The sequence below is a fragment of the Virgibacillus sp. CM-4 genome (assembly GCF_000445495.1).
GTDB lineage: Bacteria > Bacillota > Bacilli > Bacillales > Amphibacillaceae > Virgibacillus > Virgibacillus salexigens.
This window is the reverse complement of sequence record NZ_AUQA01000002.1, coordinates 1,103,054-1,122,196: the sequence shown is the minus strand read 5'-3', so window position 1 is coordinate 1,122,196 and position 19,143 is coordinate 1,103,054. Positions and strand designations below refer to the sequence as shown.

The window sequence follows — 19,143 nt, the reverse complement described above, 5'->3', positions numbered from 1 at the left end:
AGCAACATTGCTCACTCTTATATTCCTATTTATATCATTCAATCATTCCATTCACGAAGCTGTCTATTCACTTCAGCAATTTCCTTTTCTAAACGAATGAGTTGTTCTTCTGCCGACGATACTCTTCCACGTACGTATTCTAGCTTATCTAGATCTCCTTGAATCCGGACATAATCAGATTTTAGTTCATCTAGCTTGGCTTGTAATTGTTTTTTTGACATCGCATATCACCTCTAATTCCAGTGTAGCGAATTTTCTACTTATAAAACAGGGAAAACCTTGATTTATATCGAATAATTAAAAGAATGATAGGGGAGATTAGATGAAGAATGTAATGACTGCTTCAATAGAATTATTTATCCAAAAAACAGAAAGATTATTGTTAAAGCAGGAAGCATGCAATAATTTAATGCTTGGTATTTTACATCGTTTGAAGACTTATCGAACGGAATGCCAGCTGGGTTGGGTGGAAGAAGACGGTGAAGCAATCTATGCATATTTACGTACACCGCCACATAATTGGATATTACCAGCTGTAGCATCGATCGACTTAGATGTTATTCATTTAATTGTTGGTGAATTGGGTAAGCGTAATTTGGATGTACCAGGAGTATTGGGACCTGATAAGTATGCCACAGCGTTTGCAAAGGAATGGGAAAAACGAACAGGCGATAGAGTTGTCATCCATATGAAAGAATTAATTTATCAATTGGATCAAGTGCAACTACCACTTCCAACAAGTGGACAGCTTATTCTGGCAAAAGAAGATGATTATACACTGCTTTATCATTGGTTGGTTGCCTTTGGAAAAGAAGCAAATGAGAAAATCACCCAATCTCGAGCCAAAACATTAGCGACAGAGTTCATTCGCAATCAATCTGCATACTTTTGGCAAGTCGATAATCAAAAAGTATCCATGGCGAATAAATCAAGGCAAACCAAACATGGTGCGACAATAAATGCTGTCTACACACCAGACGAGTTTAAACGAAACGGTTTCGCAACGAGTATTGTCACGGCACTTAGCTATAAGTTCCTCGATCAAGGCTTTCAGTTCTGTTGTCTATTTACAGATAAGCGTAATCCAACATCCAATCGCATCTACAAGAGGATCGGTTATAAGGAAATTGGCTCAGCTATCGTTTATGAATGTGAAACAGGATGAGGTATAAGCAACAGGAACATATAAAAAAATATCCGAACGATGAACCGATTATGCAAATGTTATATCCAGCTAGGATTCCGTTTTTTAATCGTTTCTTAGCTGGCCTCGTTAATTACCATAGGCAGGGGGTACAAAAACTACTCAAGTCCATAGACTAAATCGACTAAGCGGATTTCGCTTAGTCGATTTAGTTGAACGCATTCTAATCTATTTCAGATTACGATGTGAAAAATGGATTTTTATGCTATCGGTTACTGTTTACGTTAGGATTATCCCTAATTAAATCAATGCATCTTCTCTATTTTTCTTAGAATCTACATAGGTTTCGTAGAAATGTATAATAATGGTTTTGACGACCGAATAAAACGGTACGGCGAATAATATACCTAGGAATCCGGCGATACTGCCTGCAGCAAGAATTACGGTAATAACAGTTAATGGATGCAAATCCAAAGCATGCCCCATCACATTTGGTGAAATTAAATTACTCTCAATTTGCTGGGCAACAATCATAACAATAGAAACCCAGAAAAGATTCATAGGATCCTGGAATGCCCCCACAATCAAGGCTGGAATAACAGCAATAAATGGACCAGCAAATGGAATGACATTCATCACCATAGCGAATAAAGCCAATGTAAGGGCATATTTGAGATCGATAATTAAATAACCAATAAAAAGAAGCACACCTACTGCAAAACTAACGATCAATTGCCCTTGAATAAAAGAAGTTAACGTACTATCTATTTTAGAAAGCAGTGACCGAATGTTTGCTGCCTTTTTCTGAGAGAAGATTTGCGTAATAAATGGTACTAGCTTTTCTCCGTCCTTTAACATAAAAAATAAAAAGAATGGAACAAGTACAAGTGCTGTAATAAAACCAATTAGTTGCCCAATGAATCCGAAGAGATAGTTTAACGTGCTATCAATATGAGATTGCAAATTATTGGTGAAGTCATTAATCGCCTTGTCTATTTCTTTTGGTATCGCAGTTTGATTAGACTGCCATAATGAAATCAAGTCTTGTGCCCAATTAACCATTGTCGGTATATTGTCAATTAAATTTCTAAATTGCTGCTGTGCAATTGGTGCGATGTACATATATACAAAGAAACCAATAAGGATTAACAAAAGAAATACAAGAACAATGGATAGGATTCGATTTATTTTCAATCGTTCAAGAAAGTACATAATCGGCTTCGTTAGGTAGTACAGAATACCGGCACCAATTATTGGAACAGCAACTGCACCAATAATTTTAACAAAAGGGCTAAAGATAAAATCCGTCACGGAAATAAGCAAGATTAAAGAAAATACTAATATAAAAAACACTAAAAATTGAAACCATCGTTTATTTACCAATCGTATCCCAACTTTCCCAATTCATATATGCTTTATTTTACCTTGTTCCAAGAATAATAGAAAGTAAATCCTTCATGATTAATTAATATACATCGCAGTACTTAATGAAGCTTCTCTATGATTTCATGATAACCGTTTTTAGGAGGGTGTAAACGAAGTTTGTGGAAACATAGAATAATTCAACAAAATATGCTAAAATTCGTATAGATTAAACTAGTTGGAGGACAAAGTAATGACCAGTTGGGAACGTGTTTATGAGAAGTGGAATTCATTTCAACAACTTGAACCAAGTCTGAAAGAAGAATTGGATCAGTTGGAAGGAGATCAAACAGCATTGGAAGATGCTTTCTATAAAGAATTATCTTTTGGTACAGGTGGAATGCGTGGTGTAATAGGGGCTGGGATAAACCGTATGAACGTATATACGATTCGAAAAGCTGTCAACGGTCTAGCAAACTACTTATTAGAGCATACGGTCAATGTGAAAGATCGAGGAGTGGTTATTTCCTATGATTCTAGACATATGTCAAGAGAGTTTGCTTTAGAAACAGCGAAAGTGCTCGGTGCCTATGGAATTACTGCTTACGTATTCACATCTTTACGACCTACTCCGCTATTATCATTTGCAGTTCGTTATTTAGGTGCTGTATCTGGGGTAATGATTACTGCTAGTCATAATCCACCGGAATATAACGGATTTAAAGTATATAATGAGGATGGTGGACAAATTACACCAGATCAAGCCTCTAAGATAATATCCTATATTGGGGAAACGCAGGATGAGTTATTGGTACCTTATTTAGAGCAGGATCAATTGGAGGAAAAAGAGCTGCTAAATTGGGTTAAAGACGAAATTGACAATGCTTATTTAGAGCGTCTTGTACAAATCTCTAAATTACACTCAGATGAGATAGCTGAGGCAAAGCAGATGCCATTCGTCTTTACACCATTACATGGAACCGCTTATGAGTTGGTTACAAGTGGATTAAAACAGCTGAATTTCAACAATGTTCATATTGTAGGGGAACAGGCTCTGCCAGATCCAGAATTTTCCACGGTAACATCACCAAATCCCGAGGAACATCAGGCGTTTAGTATGGCAATGGAGTTAGGGAAAACCATAGATGCAGAAATCTTATTAGCAACAGATCCAGATGCTGATCGATTAGGTGTCGCTGTGAAGAAACATACAGGTGATTACCAAGTATTAACTGGAAACCAACTTGGAGCATTACTATTAGATTATATTTTATCCCATAGCGATAAGGCACTCTTAAAAAGTGGAAGAATGTTAAAAACAGTAGTCACATCTGAACTAGGAAGAGCAATCGCAGATAGTTATGGCATTAAGACAATTAATACATTAACAGGTTTTAAGTATATCGGTGAAAAAATACACGAATTTGATGCCACTGGGGAATCGTTTGTATTTGGTTATGAAGAGAGTTATGGTTATTTAATTAGTAGTTTCGCTCGAGACAAAGATGCAGTACAAGCAGCAATGATGGCATGTGAAATGGCATATTATTGGAAAAAGCAAGATAAGACGTTACTGGATGTGCTCCATGGTCTGTATGAGAAGCATGGTTTTTATCTAGAAGGGATGACTTCCCTGACATTTAAAGGGAAAGAAGGATCGGAACAAATTTCTGCCATTATGGATTCGATTCGTCAACATCCTATGGAGTCTATCGCTGATTTTCAAGTAGAAAAAATAGAAGATTATTTGACTGGAGAACGTATAATCGTAGATGAAAAAGAAAAAGTAGAAGAAATCGAACTGCCAAATGAAAACATGATGAAATTCATTTTAGAACAGGATAGCTGGGTTTGCTTACGTCCATCTGGTACAGAACCGAAAATCAAATGCTATTATGGGGTTTGCGGTAAAAATGTACAAGATAGTAAAGATAAGCTGACAGCTTTACAGAAAGAAATGGATGAGCAGTTGAACTTATCTACCAAGCGATGAAACTGTGAATGATGGCAATTGATTCATTTGACATTTATTGCTTTTAACGGTTTAATAAGAAGTAATGAAATATTCCTGTTTAAAGGGGAGTAGCTGTACAATTTTAGTCGTCATTACGAGAACATTCTCCGGCTGAATTGGCAACGATCGTTGTTAGCGAGACCTTTACCAATATAAGGTAAGGGTCTTTTTTATTGGTTCTTACCTATTGGTAGGAACTTTTTTGTTTTCACTAAGTTACTAAAGGTAATAGTAGGGTAATCACACCTGCAGCAGAAGTCATCGTTATTGGTGACGTTGAAAGGAGAGAATTGAGATGGGTGCCGATTTATTAATCGAATACCTTTGGGTATTAGTCGTTCTTATTGGTCTTGAAGGATTATTGGCAGCAGACAATGCGCTCGTATTAGCCATCATGGTTAAGCACCTTCCGGAGGAACAACGAAAAAAAGCATTGTTTTATGGATTAGCTGGAGCTTTTATACTTCGATTTGGATCATTATTTATTATTTCGTTCCTAGTAGATGTTTGGCAGGTGCAAGCATTAGGAGCAATTTACTTATTATTTATCGCGTTTAAGAATTTATATGATAAGTTTAAGTCATCTAAGGATGAAGGAGACGAACTAGAAGAAAAAGCCCAAGAGTCAAAGGGCAGTAGTTTTTGGATGACTGTTCTCAAAGTTGAATTCGCAGACCTTGCCTTTGCAGTGGACTCTATATTGGCTGCAGTTGCCTTGGCAGTGGCGTTACCGCCGACAGGTCTAGGTGAAATTGGAAGTCTGGATACTGGGCAATTCTTCGTTGTTTTTGCTGGAGGAATGATAGGTTTAATCATCATGCGTTTTGCGGCAAACATTTTTGTCGGATTGTTAAACAAGCGTCCAGGTTTAGAAATTGCAGCGTTTGTTATTGTCGGCTGGGTTGGTGTTAAGCTTGCTTTAATCGTACTTGCGCATGAAGATATTGCTCTCATCCCACATGACTTTCCACATTCTACGCTATGGAAAACCATTTTCTATGTCGTATTAGTGGCTATCGCTGTTATTGGCTGGTTTAAATCGGGTAATTCTGATAAAGGTTCTAAAGCACAGATGCAGGATTAAATTTCATTTCATACCTATCGCCTCCTTATAAATTAATAGGGGGCGATTTTTTTAAGATCGAATTATTGCTCTTCAATTACTAGTTGATAATTATCAGGTAAAATATTCGCTTTATCCGTTTCTTGGAGAAATTGTTCAGCTTCTTCATACGTTTCAAATATCATTTCTTCTTCATCGATGGCAAGTTTAGCACGTACATTGTTTGTTCCAATTGCTATTATTTTATACATCGTATCTCTCCACTCCTTATCTGTTGTTACAATTCAATAAAAAAAGCCGAAAAGGTAATTATCCTTTTCGGCTTATGTCTTAGCGCTATTGTCTAGACATTCCCACCTTATTTATTTGGAGCATGTAATATGAATATTACATAACCTGTATCACTATCAAAATCCCAATCTACAAATACATCTTCAATAGCTTGTTCTAAAACAGTTTCAAGATAAGTTGTTTGAATTAAGTGCTTCTCCAATTTCCGTTTCGACAGCCTTAATTGCTCTTCAAAACCAGTATTGATTAATTCATTTTCAATACATACAAGAATATCCTCTCGCTTTGAAATAATTGTACGATCATTTAGCTTAAATGATTTGATATTGCGAGGAGATTTTTGCGCCTTCTTCGTAAATCGTTCAATTTCCTCATGTATTTCTTTTTTGGCTTTGTAGTCAAGCCGATCCGTTTCAAATTCGTTTGGATTGGTTTGTAATTCGGCAAAAAGAATCCCTGTCCTTTTTTCTAAATTCCAATCATAGCGAATAGTCCCTACGGAGTGATTCGTCTCCGCTGAAAGTAATACTTGTAAATCGGGTTTTATTTTACTCATTAATAGATCTCTTGTTTCCTGAACCTTTAGTGCATTATTTTGCTCTAATAAGACGTTCTCCATCGGAGCGAGAAAATTCTTTAAATATATCGTAATAAAGGGCTTCTCTACCGTAACAAATAAAGATCCAGGACCCTTACCAAAATGATCACGTAATAGTTTGCCAGCTGCACTGGCTATTGATGACTCCATTGTTCTTGTTTCCACTAGTTCAATCATCCTTTATATAGAGGAATCCACATCATATTGCATTCCCATTAATAGTATACATTACCACCTAACGAGTGACAAGAAACCTAACCTCTAACAGTTTCTTTTGAATTAGCCAACATGATATCATAAAGAGGGAAGCGGTGGCACTTATCATTTATGTATAAGGCTTTGTTATGTGAATGGTTAGCCTTAATGAAAAAACGTTCCCTTTGTATCTGAAAATGTTATATAATTCAGGCATAAATATTCTAATAATATTAAACGATTTGATACGCTAAAGTAGAGGTGATTAAATATGGCAGAACATCAATTTCATTTACGAGCAGAGTGGCCTGGCGGCAGAGATAGTCAAGGTTATATTGAAGCAGAAAACTTGAAAACCGCGATATCTATCCCACCTGAAATGGATGGTCCAGGAATAGGTACAAACCCCGATGAAATGTTGCTAGGGGCAGCTGCAACCTGTTATATTATTACGCTAGCTGCGATGATTGAACGAGCAGATTTACCATTAAAAGAGATGTCTTTAGATTCAGAAGGAATTGTGGATGTAACTAGAGGTGTATTTACTTATAAAAAGATTATCCATCGGCCGAAAGTAAAATTGGAAGAGCAAGCTTTGCATCAACAGTATAGTCGACTTCGTAAATTAGTAGAAAAAGCAGAACAGAGCTGTATGATTTCCCGTGCGATCAAAGGGAATGTAGAAATTGAATTAATTCCAATCATTGGTTAACTACTGTACATATTGTACAGTAGTTTTTTTAGTGTAAATCATTTCCTTGACACAATAGCTAAACCATTGTATTTTAAATAAGTCTTACTATTTTTATCGGATTAATTGTTTATTAGCAGGAACGATAAAAATAGATACGCATATGATAAATTCAGCTTTATATGCACAACATATCTGTAATAATAAAAGGGAGGTTCGAATCATGGATATACTTTATACGGTTATAAATATTGCGGTCTTATTAATTTTAATTGGTTTACTTATTTGGATGCAGAAAAAACATTTTTCATTTACTAAACGTGTTTTTACTGGACTAGGGGCTGGGATTGTTCTAGGAGCTATCTTACAGCTGATTTACGGAGCAGGTTCCAATGTCCTAGCAGAAACAGCCGAATGGTATAGTATTGTTGGGAGTGGATATATTCGTTTTCTAATGATGATTGTTGTTCCGCTTGTGATGGTGTCCATCATTCAATCCATTATCAATTTAGAGAAGACAGCGGAATTAGGAAAGATGTCTGCATGGATTATCGGGATTTTAATCTCAACAACAATGATTGCAGCTCTAATTGGTATTGTCTCTGCAACTGTATTTGATTTGAGTGCAGAGCAGATAGAAGCAGGGCAAGCGGAAGATGAGCGAGGGAACATGCTTGAAACAACGTTAGGGGAAGTGGAGGAACAATCTGCACCGCAGAAAATCCTTAACTTTATTCCATCTAACATTTTCTTAGATATGACAGGGGAACGGTCAACGTCTGTCATTGCTGTTGTTATATTCTCCGTTATCGTTGGAATAGCTGTGTTAGGTGTACGGCGAAAAAATCCAGAGCAGGCCGAAATGTTTACAAAAATTGTAAATTCTTTCTATGCTGTCGTTATGCGGATTGTAACATTAATTCTACGTCTTACCCCTTATGGAATACTAGCGCTAATGGCAAATACGGTCGCAACCACTGATTTTGCAGGTATTCTGGAATTAGGAAAATTTGTGCTTGCCTCGTATGCAGCCTTGTTGGTAATGTTTGTTATCCACTTGATATTGGTGAGTTTATTTGGGCTCAATCCATTTACTTATTTACGTAAAGTAATTCCGGTATTAGGATTTGCTTTTACGTCACGTTCCAGTGCTGGTACCATTCCATTGAATATTCAAGCACAGCGAAATTCTCTAGGTGTTGATCAAGGTGTAGCAAATATGTCTGCTTCATTTGGGGCAACGATGGGGCAGAATGGGTGTGCAGGAATATACCCTGCAATGTTAGCAGTTATGATTGCACCGACAGTTGGAATTGATCCATTATCACCTGCATTTATCATACAACTTGTGCTCATTATAGGAATTAGTTCATTTGGAATAGCTGGGGTAGGTGGAGGAGCAACATTTGCTGCATTGATTGTATTATCTTCCATGAATTTACCAGTTGCCTTAGCTGGGTTGTTAATTTCAATTGAAGCGTTTATTGATATGGGGCGCACAGCCTTAAATGTTAATGGATCTATGGTTAGTGGTACATTAACATCTCGAATACTAAATAAAATGAATGTAAAAACGTATAACGATAAAACCGCTATTGAAGAAACTACATCTTTATAAAGGTGAAAATAGAGAGTCGTCCTAAGGTATAGGGCGGCTTTTTTACATGGACGTAAAGGGAAAGCAGTTCTGGTATTATTTGAAGGTAAGCTTAGTCGTTTGTAAGTTAATCTGATCCAAACATTCCAAGCCTTTCTTCGGAATTTATGTTACTATCTTAATAGGTAAAAAGGGGGGATAGAGTGATTTTCTTTAAACAATTATTTGTAAAAGTTATTCGCTTAAATAATTGGTTTCTGCTGCTTTCGACAATAACATTGGTGTTAGTGAGTAGCTATTTTATTTACTTTTTAGAGCCTGCAACGTTTGAAAGTCCGTTTGAAGGACTTTGGTGGACAATGACAACGGTCACTACTGTGGGATATGGGGATGTCTCACCAACAACGGTGCTTGGGAAAATATTTGCCATGTTTTTATATATTATTGGTATTGGTATAATGACCATCTTCATTGGAAAGGCAGTTGATTTCTTAAGTGTTCGCAAACGGTTAAAGGAGGAAGGTAAATTGAAGATAGCAACAAAAGACCATATAATCTTAGTAAATTGGACGAAGAAAGCAAGTATTACACTTGAAGAATTGCTGAAGACTTTTGATGATATAGCGATTGTTATTATTGATGAGAAACTGACTAAAACACCTCTGTTACACGAACAGGTTGAGTTTGTTCATGGAAATCCTGCAAATAAAGAGGTACTCTTGCAAGCAAATCTGATAGAAAGTCAATCGGTAATGGTGTTTTCATCAGAAGATACAGTGGCAACTTCGCAGGCTGACGGGCAAACCCTATTAATTGCAACGATTATTGAGGGGATTGGCAAAGCGTATGATAAGAATATATATACCATTTGTGAGGTGTTAGAGTCTAGACATATTCAAGCTTTCCAACATGTTTCCGTCGAGGAATTTATAACTGCTAATGATACAACAGCTCACTTGGCTGCTCGGTCCATTTTATATAACGGCTCCAGTGAAATAATTAGGCAGTTAACAAGTAATACAGGGTATGACCTTTACTCAATTGATAAAAAGACTACATGGCAAACCTATGAAGATGCTCGGAAAGATTTAGCTAATCATGGAGCAATGCTACTTTCAAACGGAAGCGATTTATCTGTGATTCATCAGCTAAAACAACCCATTCCAGATAATGCAACCTTATTTATTATTTGTGATGAATCGTCTTACAAGAATATTATCGCTTAAGTTCCATAATACGTGCAATAAGAGTTATTTAGCTAAACCATTTAAATAAACCCGAATACCAGACAGATTCGGGTTTTGTTGTTTATATAATAATTAAATCAAGTTATTCAAACAGAGAAATGGAGTCTTCTTTGGTGACAGTTATGGTTGAAAATCCAAACAGATAAGCATGCTCGAGAAGCACGGAAGTTATACTTACTTATGTCCCAGTCACGTTCTATCTTGTTAATAATTGTAAGATTTTTTCCAGGTTTTGTTTCTTTTTGGCATCTTCATAGGAAGAAAACGGGCAGCCTAAAGATTTAACACGATCAACCACATTGCTAATTGTAAATAATGAAGGTGTTAGTTCAGCGTTTATTTCTTCCCAAAATAATGGCGTGGCAACCGTTCCTTCGGGTGCTAATCTAGGTGAGTAGGGAGCAATAATAGTTTTGTTCTTTCCATGTTGCACATAGTCAATATACAAACGGTTCTTCCGTTTATTTTTCATTCGTTCGGTTGTGAATAGATCAGGATAAGCATTTTCCATTGTCCAAGCAATCGATTGTGTAAATAAGGCTGTTTGTTCATAAGTCATACTGTTTGGAGGAATTGGAATATAGATCTGCAATCCTTTATTACCTGACGTTTTTACAAAGCTGATTAAATCTAAATCATCTAGTAGTGGTTTCATAATTTGTGCCGCCTTCACTGCAAGCGGAAAACTATCTCGATGAGGTGGATCCAAATCAAATACAATTTCTTGCGGCATTTCGCGGTTGATTGTTTGAAAGGGAACGTGAAATTCAACTGCTCCATGGTTAGCAAACCAAATGAGCGAATCCAATGTATTACATAAAATGAGGCTGCTTTCCTTATTCATTTGTCTGGGAATAAAGGCTGGAGCGTAATTTGGCAAATGTTTTTGAAAGAAGTGCTCAGCTTCAACTCCATCTGGTGCACGAATAACGGTTAATGCGCGATTACGAACATGAGGAAGCAGATATGGCGTAATTTCACGTATGTAAGTTAGTAAATCGCCTTTCGTGTAATCAGGTTCTGGCCAAAACGTTTTCGTTGTGTTAGTCAAATCAATCTTCTCAGGCAACATTGCCATATCTATGCGTAACTGCTCTAACGTAACGTCTTGTGCATTCATATCGGGTAGTATAGCAACGAATTCAGGTTCACGCAGCTCTTGTTCATATAAATCTAAACTATGAATTTCTGCACAAATAGCCGGTGGCAGTATATACTTGTCTCCTTGCTTCTCTCCTTTTGATCGGAATATGTCTGTTAAGGTTTGAAATGTTTTTGATTCTAAGCCGTGTTTGCATTTACCGATCTCAAGGACATTATTTCCATCAAACACACCCACCGTAAAGTAACTATTAGCTGTATGAAAAGCTGTTAAAAAACCGTGTAGCTTTCTCCAATTTTTAATTTTGAACCAGTCTTGATGATTTTTTCCTAATTTATATGCACTACTCTTTCGCTTTGCAATAATACCTTCGCCCTTATTCATAAAGACACGATCCCAGAGAAAGTGGGAGTTTTCCTCGCATGGAACATTATGCAGCCTTGAGAATTTCACTTCTTTAAATAGCTGCGTAAGAAATCGTTTTCTTTGAGTTAACGTCTGTTGTTCTAAAGGTTTTCCTTGTATTTTTGTGATATCGAATAGTTGCAAGCTTGCTGGTCGGTTTCGTGCTGCTTCTTCAATCACTTCTTTTGTTTTCATCCTTCCTCGTTTTTGTACCCAACCGAAGTTTGCTTGTATGTTGTTGTTCATTATTACCAATTCACCGTCTAGTTGAAGAGGTAGGTACTTTATCAACCCCTCTTGTTGTGAGCGACAGTCTGCTATAATTTCAGGGAATTTATTTGTTAAATCTTTATTGTTTTTACTTATTAATTGGATCGACGCCTGATCCCACTGTAATGTACAGCGGAATCCATCATATTTCACTTCATAGAGCCATTCTTTCCCTTTTGGGATAGCTTTGCTGGCAATAGGTTTCATCATTTGTTTGTTCCCTCCCTCCTGATATTGCTACCCGTAGTTTTAACTCCGTACGTGGTTCTTAAACAATGGGATAAATTTTTATTTTCCCGACAAACTATAAAAAAGGGAGGTTTTTTCATGCATACAATGTGGAAAGGAACAATCAGCTTCGGCTTAGTAAATATACCAGTGAAAATGCATGCTGCAACGGAGAATAAAGATGTAAAGCTACGACAGCTCCATAAGGAGTGCCAATCGCCAATAAAATACGAACGGACGTGTCCAGTATGCGATCGGCCAGTTGAAAATAATGAAATTGTTAAGGCTTATGAATATGCAAAAAACAAGTTTGTTGTACTAGACGAAGAAGATTTGGAAGCTTTAAAAAAAGAGCAGGAAGACAAAGCTGTAGAAATCGTTGATTTTGTTCAACTAGAGGAGATCGATCCAATTTATTTCGAGAAGAGTTATTATTTATCACCAAATGAAGGTGGTTCCAAAGCATATGGTTTACTCCGTAATGCATTAAAAGATACGAAAAAGATCGGTATTGCTAAAATGATTATTCGCTCCAAAGAACAACTTGCCGTTATTCGTGTTTACAAGAATACACTAGTAGTTGAAACGATACATTTTCCAGATGAAGTAAGAAACGTACAAGATGTTCCAAATGTTCCTGATGAAGTAGAAACAGACAAGAGTGAACTTGATACAGCTAAAATGCTTATTGATCAACTTACAAGTGAGTTTGACCCAACAAAATATGAAGATGAATACAGGAATGCATTGCTGGAATTAATCGAGCAGAAAAAGAATGATGACCAAACGGCTACAGCTGCGGATAAACCTTCACCTGAAGCAGCTACAAATTTAATGGATGCACTACAAGCGTCATTAGATCGTGCCAAGCAAGATAAGCCTAAACCTAAACAACCAACGAAACCGAAACAAAAAACAAAGACAACCAAAAAGAAAAAGACTGGTTCTTAAAAGGGTTGCCTCCTATGAATGGAGGCACTTTTTGTTTTCAGATTTTTCATAAACACAAATGGTAATTTTGGTGGTAATTTTGCAACTAGTTTACAAACTTCTAACAAGTCTATGAAATCGTCAATGAACCTATATACTTCTCATAAAAAAAGGGTAAAGTGGATAGTGCACAATAATTTTATTTAATTGAATGATTTCATTTAAAAAAGGATGAGCATGGATGGAAAGAAACGCCTTTTTTGATAATGCGAAAGTAATATTAATTGTTCTGGTTGTCTTTGGACATATGATTCAACCATTCACAGACCAATCTACAACCATTAACACACTTTATATGTGGATATATACCTTCCATATGCCTGCGTTTATTTTGCTCTCAGGTTTTTTTGCAAAAGGATCCGGGAATATAAAATATATCTTTAACTTAATAAAAAAATTATTAATTCCATATGTGATTTTTCAAATTTTATACTCTGGTTATTACTATTTAATTGGAAAATCAGGGTGGCAAACGGATTTATTTAGTCCACATTGGGCATTGTGGTTTTTATTTAGTTTATTCTGTTGGCATATGCTCTTATATTGGTTTAAAAAGCTTCCACCTGTATTGAGCGTTGTAATTGCTGTTCAATTAGGTCTTATTGTGGGGTACTTCGGCGAAATAGGACACACATTCAGCTTATCTCGTACGTTCGTATTCTTCCCGTTTTTCTTGATTGGATATTTGGTTACAGAAAAACAAATGATGCTCTTGAAAAATAAAGGAGTGAAGCTTGCATCCTTAATCGTCATGATTGGAATTGCAGCAGCTATTTATTATTTACCGGACTTTAATTCAGGTTGGCTGCTAGCTTCAAAATCCTATGGAGATCTAGGTTTGGCCGAATTTGGGGGGCTTGCCCGATTACTCGTTTATTTAACTGCTGGATTAATGGTAATTAGTGTTCTAGCATGGATACCGACAAGGAAGTTTAGGTGGACAGCATTAGGAGCTCGGACACTGTATGTTTATTTATTACACGGATTTTTTATCCAGTTTTTCCGTCAAGCAGAGTTATTCGAAATTAATGGCGTCATTGACTTTATCGGTCTTGCCGCACTATCATTATTGATTGTTCTTGTCTTGTCAAGTCGTCCTGTATTGGGTATTTGGCAGCCTTTTATCGAAGGAAAGGCATCGATAATGAAGCAAGCATTTAATCATAAGTTTAAGCATCATCCAAAAACGGAATCCTAAAAAAACGGCTAGGAAAGGGGAAAGATATTCATGAAAGTTTGTGTGTTTGGAGCAAGTGGTTATGTTGGAAGTTCTGTCTACAAACGATTAAAAGAAATCCCCAAAGTAAGTGTAAGTGGTACCTATTTGGATGAGCCACCGTTATTTGACGATTTAACTAGGTTAGATATAAATGAACCAGAATCATTCTCGGACTTTTATAAAGCGGAACAGCCAGATGTAATTGTATGGTCTGTAATGAGCGGTCCACAAGAACAACAGTTAACCGAACAAGGGTTAATGCATTTATTAACACACATTACCCCTGAAACGAAACTTGTCTATATATCATCTGACTATGTCTACAGTGCGGGTAAAGGTCCTTATTCAGAGACAGATCCGGTTACGACATTACCTGATGAACATAAATTAAGTAACTATGCCAATGGCAAAGTAAAAGCAGAGCGGTTTATTGCAAATGAGTTAACCAATTATGTAATAGTGCGAGTTGGTCCGGTTTTTGGTGAAAATCAAATCGGGAAAATGGATGAACGAACCGATCGATTATCCTATCATTTACGGGCGGGAAAGGCCATTCATTTTCGAGATGATTTGTTTCGGACATTTTGTCATGTAGAAGATCTTGCAGAAGTGATTGTAGAAATGGTGAGTAATGATATAGTAGGAGTGTTTAATGCCGGATCTACAGAACCAAAAAGCTTTTATGAATTTATGGGGTTAACAGCAGAACAATTAGGATTTGACCCTGGTTTTGTGGAAAAAGCTAGTGAAGAAGAAGAGGTTGATCAAGAAATCCCTAAAAACACTTCCTTGCACACCGAAAAAATAAAAGAATTAATGAAACAACAAAAAACGTAATATAAGATGGTTGAGAACGTGGTATCTCCCCTTAAGGTAAACAGATAAAAAATACAATCTGTTTTATCTAAAGGGGAGTTTTTCTATACGCAAAAATATGGCACATGTGAGAATCTTTCAAAAGCCATAGATGAATATATCTACGAAGATTCAAAAAGGAAAAAACGGCCATAGCACTTTGAGTATAGAACAAAATGCTTGAGGCTTATTTCCACATTTTACTCGACAGCCTTATTCTTAAGATTGAATTTCTAGAGACGATGATGATTTGGTTTCGATCAGGGAAAAGGGAACCATTTAGATCCTAAGTGGAACAGAGAAAAGGCGCTACTTATCAAAAAAGCTTGTAGAAAAACACGGGGTTTCTCTACAAGCTACGGTTGGGTTATTTCAGCACAAAACTGTTTTTTCATTAGAAAATAATATGAGCGATTAATGTAATAATTGGTAGTGTAATAATTGTACGTAATAGGAAGATTATAACTAGGTCTTTAAACGAAACTGGTACTTTGGAACCTAATAATAAACCACCTACTTCTGACATATAAATTAACTGAGTAACAGATAAAGCTGCAATAATAAATCTAGTGATTTCCTCTTCAATAGAGGAGGCAAAAATTGCTGGTAAGAACATATCCGCAAATCCAATTAATATTGTTTCAGAGGCAGCTTGGGCAGATGGGATTTGTAGAAGTTCCAATAATGGAATGAATGGCACACCTAACCACTGAAATACAGGTGTGTTTTCAGCAATTATTAAAGCAATAAGTCCAAATGCCATGACAACTGGAGCAACACCCATCCACATGTCGAGGATATTTTGGCCGCCCTCTTTTATGAATTGATAGATGCTTTTTTCTTTTTGTGCACGAGTTAAGGCTTTTTTATAACCAAAAGTTAGAACATTGTCTCCATCGGGTATTTCTTCTGTTATTCCATCAGCGTTCTCGTTAACATATGTATCTGCTTTTCGAGAAAGTGGTGGAATACGCGGCATAATTAGAGCAGCTACGAATCCAGCAACTAATACTGTTCCATAAAATGGGAGGAACATATCGCCAAGATTCACTTCAGAAATGATAACGAGTGAGAAGGTAATGGATACGACCGAAAAGGTTGTTCCGATTACTGCTGCTTCTCTTTTCGTATAATAACCTTCTTCATACTGTTTACTAGTAAGTAAGACACCAATTGTGCCATCTCCAACCCAAGAGGCTAAGGAATCGATGGACCCACGTCCTGGTAAACGAAAGAGCGGACGCATAATTTTTGTCATTAACGTCCCAAATAACTCAAGTAATCCGAAGTTCATAAGTAAAGGGAGGAATAGGCCAGCGAAAAGAAACACAGCAAACAGCACATGTAAAAGATCATCAAGTAATAATTGTCCTGTTGCTTCACCATGAATGAATGCTGGCCCTAGTCGAAAATAGACCATAATCGCAAAAATAGCCGCTAGTACACGCGTAATTGTCCAAAAGCTACTAACATGAAATAGCTGTTGAAAGAAAGGTGTACGATTTAATCGATCCCGTCCTATTATTTTAGCGAGCACACTCATGACTGCAGTAATAACGATAATAATCATCATAATAGCTGATAATTGATCGGCTAACAAATCTTGGACATAACCAGCAAGGATCGCTATAGGAATCGTTAATCCTTCGTCCGTCTGCATTGGAGACATAAATAAGAAGATACCGATTAGGGATGGTATAATAAATTTCAAGTGATCTGTTATGGAATAATTATTGTTTTTCATAAGAACCCCCAGCGTTCCGTATTCTTCTTTATTATAAGGGAAATATAGCTGATGTCCAACTAAAAATTAACGGAGACGATGTTTAGAGGAGATTCAGGTTAGGGTAAATAATAATGAGGTGTTCTGGGTGAATAAGGGTTTAAAATATAAGTTGAGCTATCGCTCTAGTGTAATGGTATGGATGACAATTAAATTTATTTTTAAAATTTATTTCTTTTATTTTAAAAACCGTGTATGGGATGAGCGGACGTTACAAAAGTGGAATGCTTTAGTTACTACTATGGCTAAAGAATATCGGGAGAAGGCAATACATCTGGGCGGCGTGCTAATTAAAGTAGGACAATTCCTTAGTACTAGAACAGATTTTATGCCAGATGCGTTTATCAAAGAATTAAGCGGATTGGTCGACCGGGTTCCACCTATGCCGTTTACATATGCAAGAAAGCTATTAGAGGAAGAATGGGGCGAGGATATATATCATTATTTAGATGAAATTCAATTTGCATCGGTAGCATCTGCGTCGATTGGGGAAGTTTATCATGCCAAATTAAAAGATAGCGGCACAGAAGTAGCAATTAAAGTGCAGCGTTATCGTGTTAGAGAAATATTTCATAAAGATTTCAAAGCCTTGCGAATCGTTTTTTGGTTGATTTCTGTATTTACTTCTTTTGGTAAGAAAGCAGATTTACCAGCATTATATCGTGAACTAGTTACCGTCATGAATAAGGAACTTGATTTTGATCAGGAATTGAATCACGCTCATTATTTTCAAGATCGATTTGAGGATAATGAAGCTATCCATATCCCATACTATATGGAAAATCTTTGTACAAAAAAAGTGCTTGTTATAGAGTGGGTAGATGGAGCTAAAATTACAGATACTAATTATATGTATCGACATCAACTATCAACGGAGCATATTGCAAGAACCATATTTGACTTTTATTTAGAGCAGTTTCTCAATCCTGGTAAATTCCACGCTGATCCGCATGCAGGGAATTTATTAATCCAGCCAAATGGAACTGTTGTTATCATTGACTTTGGTATGGTTGGTGAAGTGCGTAAACAAGACACACACTATTTTAAGCGCCTCATTCAAAATATTATCATGGATGATTATGATCGAGTAATTGAAATTCTAGATGAAATGGATTTCCTTCTTCCAAACGCGGATCGCAGAAAATTGAAACGGCTGATCCGAGATACGATTGAGCTTTATCAAAATGGCGCATTTCATATGGTTGATATGAATACAATGGAACAATTAAAAGAAGATATTCGGTTACTTATTAAGGATCAACCAATTCAGTTATCCGCTGAATATGCTTATTTAGGAAGAGCTATTTCCATTGTACTTGGTATATTATTAGCTATTTATCCTGATGTGGATATTCAAAAATGGGCAAAACCAAAAATAAAAAAATGGTTCGGCGGACGGAACTTAGCCGAATCCATTTATAAACAATATGTGAAAGATACAGTCAAACCAGTTTTATCTTATCCAAAAGCAATGTTAAACTGGTTGGAAAATGGGGAAAAAGATAGACAGTGGGATAATCAAAAACAGCAAAAAAACTTAAAGCATCACTATTTTATTTTTTTAGAAATCATTCATTTTATCCTGCTGCTTGTGAGTATCGGTTGTAGTTTTGTAGGCTATTATGTTCAGCTGCAACTCGTTACCCATATAGCACTTTGGGGAATCGGGTTATTCTCCATTCTGCTAGTGGGATTATTATATAAACATTACAACGTCATTCGAGATAAAATGTAAGGGGGTGTTAACGTGAATGATGTTCTAAAAAAAGGATTTCTATTAGGGTTAGGTGCAGCTGTAACAAGTAAAGAAAAGTTTGAAAGTAAAGTAAAACAGCTGGTTGATAAAAATGAACTTACTCAAGAACAAGCGAGAACAGTGCTGCAAAACTTCGTGGATAAAGGTGAAATGAAGAAGGACGAATGGAACTCTCAACAATACGAGCAAACACAAAAATTAGCTAAAGAATTTGGATTAGCTACGAAGGAAGATATCAACGAACTAAGAGCAAGAATTACAGAATTGGAAAGTAAATTAGAAGAAGAATAAGCAAGGACAAAAGCGAGCGGCCATACATTGGTGTCGCTCGTT

General features: G+C 36.5%; 18 protein-coding genes. 12 read left to right on the top strand and 6 right to left on the bottom strand.

The annotated features are described in order from the left end of the window. Positions 1 to 38: 38 nt before the first annotated feature. A complete protein-coding gene (locus tag M948_RS28780) occupies positions 39 to 221 on the bottom strand; it encodes an SE1832 family protein (RefSeq protein ID WP_021289896.1) in 183 nt (60 codons plus the stop codon). Positions 222 to 322: 101 nt separating this feature from the next. Between M948_RS28780 and M948_RS28775 the strand changes: the two genes are divergently transcribed. Further along, on the top strand, positions 323 to 1,165 hold the full coding sequence (locus M948_RS28775; protein ID WP_021289895.1) for a GNAT family N-acetyltransferase: 843 nt from the start codon (positions 323 to 325) through the stop codon (positions 1,163 to 1,165). Positions 1,166 to 1,444: 279 nt separating this feature from the next. Here the strand turns inward: M948_RS28775 and M948_RS28770 are convergent, their stop codons facing one another. Continuing rightward, positions 1,445 to 2,527: an AI-2E family transporter gene (locus tag M948_RS28770; RefSeq protein ID WP_021289893.1), complete on the bottom strand. Its 1,083-nt coding sequence runs from the start codon at positions 2,525 to 2,527 to the stop codon at positions 1,445 to 1,447. A gap of 232 nt (positions 2,528 to 2,759) precedes the next feature. Here M948_RS28770 and M948_RS28765 point away from each other — a divergent pair, with 232 nt between their 5' ends. Both M948_RS28765 and M948_RS28760 read left to right on the top strand, forming a co-directional pair. Beyond that, a complete protein-coding gene (locus tag M948_RS28765) occupies positions 2,760 to 4,499 on the top strand; it encodes a phospho-sugar mutase (RefSeq protein ID WP_021289892.1) in 1,740 nt (579 codons plus the stop codon). A gap of 316 nt (positions 4,500 to 4,815) precedes the next feature. Next, positions 4,816 to 5,604, top strand: coding sequence for a TerC family protein (locus tag M948_RS28760; RefSeq protein WP_021289891.1), 789 nt, complete (start codon positions 4,816 to 4,818; stop codon positions 5,602 to 5,604). Between the two features lie 62 nt (positions 5,605 to 5,666). On the opposite strand, the gene M948_RS43165 is transcribed toward M948_RS28760, so the two are convergent. After that, entirely contained in the window at positions 5,667 to 5,834 is a 168-nt protein-coding gene (locus M948_RS43165) for a hypothetical protein (protein WP_021289890.1), read from the bottom strand. Between the two features lie 107 nt (positions 5,835 to 5,941). After that, entirely contained in the window at positions 5,942 to 6,637 is a 696-nt protein-coding gene (locus tag M948_RS28755) for a Na-translocating system protein MpsC family protein (protein ID WP_021289889.1), read from the bottom strand. 301 nt (positions 6,638 to 6,938) lie between these two features. On the opposite strand from M948_RS28755, the gene M948_RS28750 reads away from it, so the two are divergent. The 3 genes from M948_RS28750 (at position 6,939) to M948_RS28740 (ending at position 10,181) form a co-directional block, all read left to right on the top strand. Continuing rightward, positions 6,939 to 7,379 (top strand): OsmC family protein, encoded by a 441-nt coding sequence (locus M948_RS28750; RefSeq protein ID WP_021289888.1) that lies wholly within the window; start codon positions 6,939 to 6,941, stop codon positions 7,377 to 7,379. Between the two features lie 202 nt (positions 7,380 to 7,581). Next, complete coding sequence (locus tag M948_RS28745) at positions 7,582 to 8,976, top strand: L-cystine transporter (RefSeq protein WP_021289887.1); 1,395 nt, start codon at positions 7,582 to 7,584, stop codon at positions 8,974 to 8,976. A gap of 182 nt (positions 8,977 to 9,158) precedes the next feature. Next, positions 9,159 to 10,181 (top strand): potassium channel family protein, encoded by a 1,023-nt coding sequence (locus M948_RS28740; RefSeq protein ID WP_021289886.1) that lies wholly within the window; start codon positions 9,159 to 9,161, stop codon positions 10,179 to 10,181. Positions 10,182 to 10,398: 217 nt separating this feature from the next. Here M948_RS28740 and M948_RS28735 read toward each other — a convergent pair whose 3' ends face one another. Then, on the bottom strand, positions 10,399 to 12,189 hold the full coding sequence (locus M948_RS28735) for a DNA ligase D (RefSeq protein WP_021289885.1): 1,791 nt from the start codon (positions 12,187 to 12,189) through the stop codon (positions 10,399 to 10,401). 117 nt (positions 12,190 to 12,306) lie between these two features. On the opposite strand from M948_RS28735, the gene M948_RS28730 reads away from it, so the two are divergent. From M948_RS28730 to M948_RS43980, 4 genes are all read left to right on the top strand, one after another. Continuing rightward, on the top strand, positions 12,307 to 13,158 hold the full coding sequence (locus M948_RS28730) for a non-homologous end joining protein Ku (protein WP_021289884.1): 852 nt from the start codon (positions 12,307 to 12,309) through the stop codon (positions 13,156 to 13,158). A 220-nt stretch (positions 13,159 to 13,378) separates the two neighbouring features. After that, positions 13,379 to 14,395, top strand: coding sequence for an acyltransferase family protein (locus M948_RS28725; RefSeq protein ID WP_021289883.1), 1,017 nt, complete (start codon positions 13,379 to 13,381; stop codon positions 14,393 to 14,395). Between the two features lie 30 nt (positions 14,396 to 14,425). Then, on the top strand, positions 14,426 to 15,253 hold the full coding sequence (locus M948_RS28720) for a sugar nucleotide-binding protein (RefSeq protein WP_021289882.1): 828 nt from the start codon (positions 14,426 to 14,428) through the stop codon (positions 15,251 to 15,253). Between the two features lie 51 nt (positions 15,254 to 15,304). After that, positions 15,305 to 15,427, top strand: a complete 123-nt coding sequence (locus tag M948_RS43980; RefSeq protein ID WP_148530707.1) for an IS3 family transposase — start codon at positions 15,305 to 15,307, stop codon at positions 15,425 to 15,427. 238 nt (positions 15,428 to 15,665) lie between these two features. Here the strand turns inward: M948_RS43980 and M948_RS28715 are convergent, their stop codons facing one another. After that, complete coding sequence (locus M948_RS28715; RefSeq protein ID WP_021289881.1) at positions 15,666 to 17,015, bottom strand: YjiH family protein; 1,350 nt, start codon at positions 17,013 to 17,015, stop codon at positions 15,666 to 15,668. 127 nt (positions 17,016 to 17,142) lie between these two features. Here M948_RS28715 and M948_RS28710 point away from each other — a divergent pair, with 127 nt between their 5' ends. Together M948_RS28710 and M948_RS28705 are read left to right on the top strand one after the other, a co-directional pair. Beyond that, positions 17,143 to 18,789 (top strand): ABC1 kinase family protein, encoded by a 1,647-nt coding sequence (locus M948_RS28710; RefSeq protein WP_021289880.1) that lies wholly within the window; start codon positions 17,143 to 17,145, stop codon positions 18,787 to 18,789. A gap of 12 nt (positions 18,790 to 18,801) precedes the next feature. Continuing rightward, the gene (locus tag M948_RS28705; RefSeq protein ID WP_021289879.1) at positions 18,802 to 19,101 is read left to right on the top strand and encodes a phasin family protein; all 300 of its coding nucleotides are present in this window, start codon (positions 18,802 to 18,804) and stop codon (positions 19,099 to 19,101) included. Positions 19,102 to 19,143 lie beyond the last annotated feature (42 nt).

Coding starts and splice junctions, on each gene's coding strand:
- M948_RS28780 (WP_021289896.1), bottom strand. CDS start 221: ATGTCAAAAAAACAATTACAAGCCAAGCTAGATGAACTAAAATCTGAT.
- M948_RS28775 (WP_021289895.1), top strand. CDS start 323: ATGAAGAATGTAATGACTGCTTCAATAGAATTATTTATCCAAAAAACA.
- M948_RS28765 (WP_021289892.1), top strand. CDS start 2,760: ATGACCAGTTGGGAACGTGTTTATGAGAAGTGGAATTCATTTCAACAA.
- M948_RS28760 (WP_021289891.1), top strand. CDS start 4,816: ATGGGTGCCGATTTATTAATCGAATACCTTTGGGTATTAGTCGTTCTT.
- M948_RS43165 (WP_021289890.1), bottom strand. CDS start 5,834: ATGTATAAAATAATAGCAATTGGAACAAACAATGTACGTGCTAAACTT.
- M948_RS28750 (WP_021289888.1), top strand. CDS start 6,939: ATGGCAGAACATCAATTTCATTTACGAGCAGAGTGGCCTGGCGGCAGA.
- M948_RS28745 (WP_021289887.1), top strand. CDS start 7,582: ATGGATATACTTTATACGGTTATAAATATTGCGGTCTTATTAATTTTA.
- M948_RS28735 (WP_021289885.1), bottom strand. CDS start 12,189: ATGATGAAACCTATTGCCAGCAAAGCTATCCCAAAAGGGAAAGAATGG.
- M948_RS28730 (WP_021289884.1), top strand. CDS start 12,307: ATGCATACAATGTGGAAAGGAACAATCAGCTTCGGCTTAGTAAATATA.
- M948_RS28725 (WP_021289883.1), top strand. CDS start 13,379: ATGGAAAGAAACGCCTTTTTTGATAATGCGAAAGTAATATTAATTGTT.
- M948_RS28720 (WP_021289882.1), top strand. CDS start 14,426: ATGAAAGTTTGTGTGTTTGGAGCAAGTGGTTATGTTGGAAGTTCTGTC.
- M948_RS28715 (WP_021289881.1), bottom strand. CDS start 17,015: ATGAAAAACAATAATTATTCCATAACAGATCACTTGAAATTTATTATA.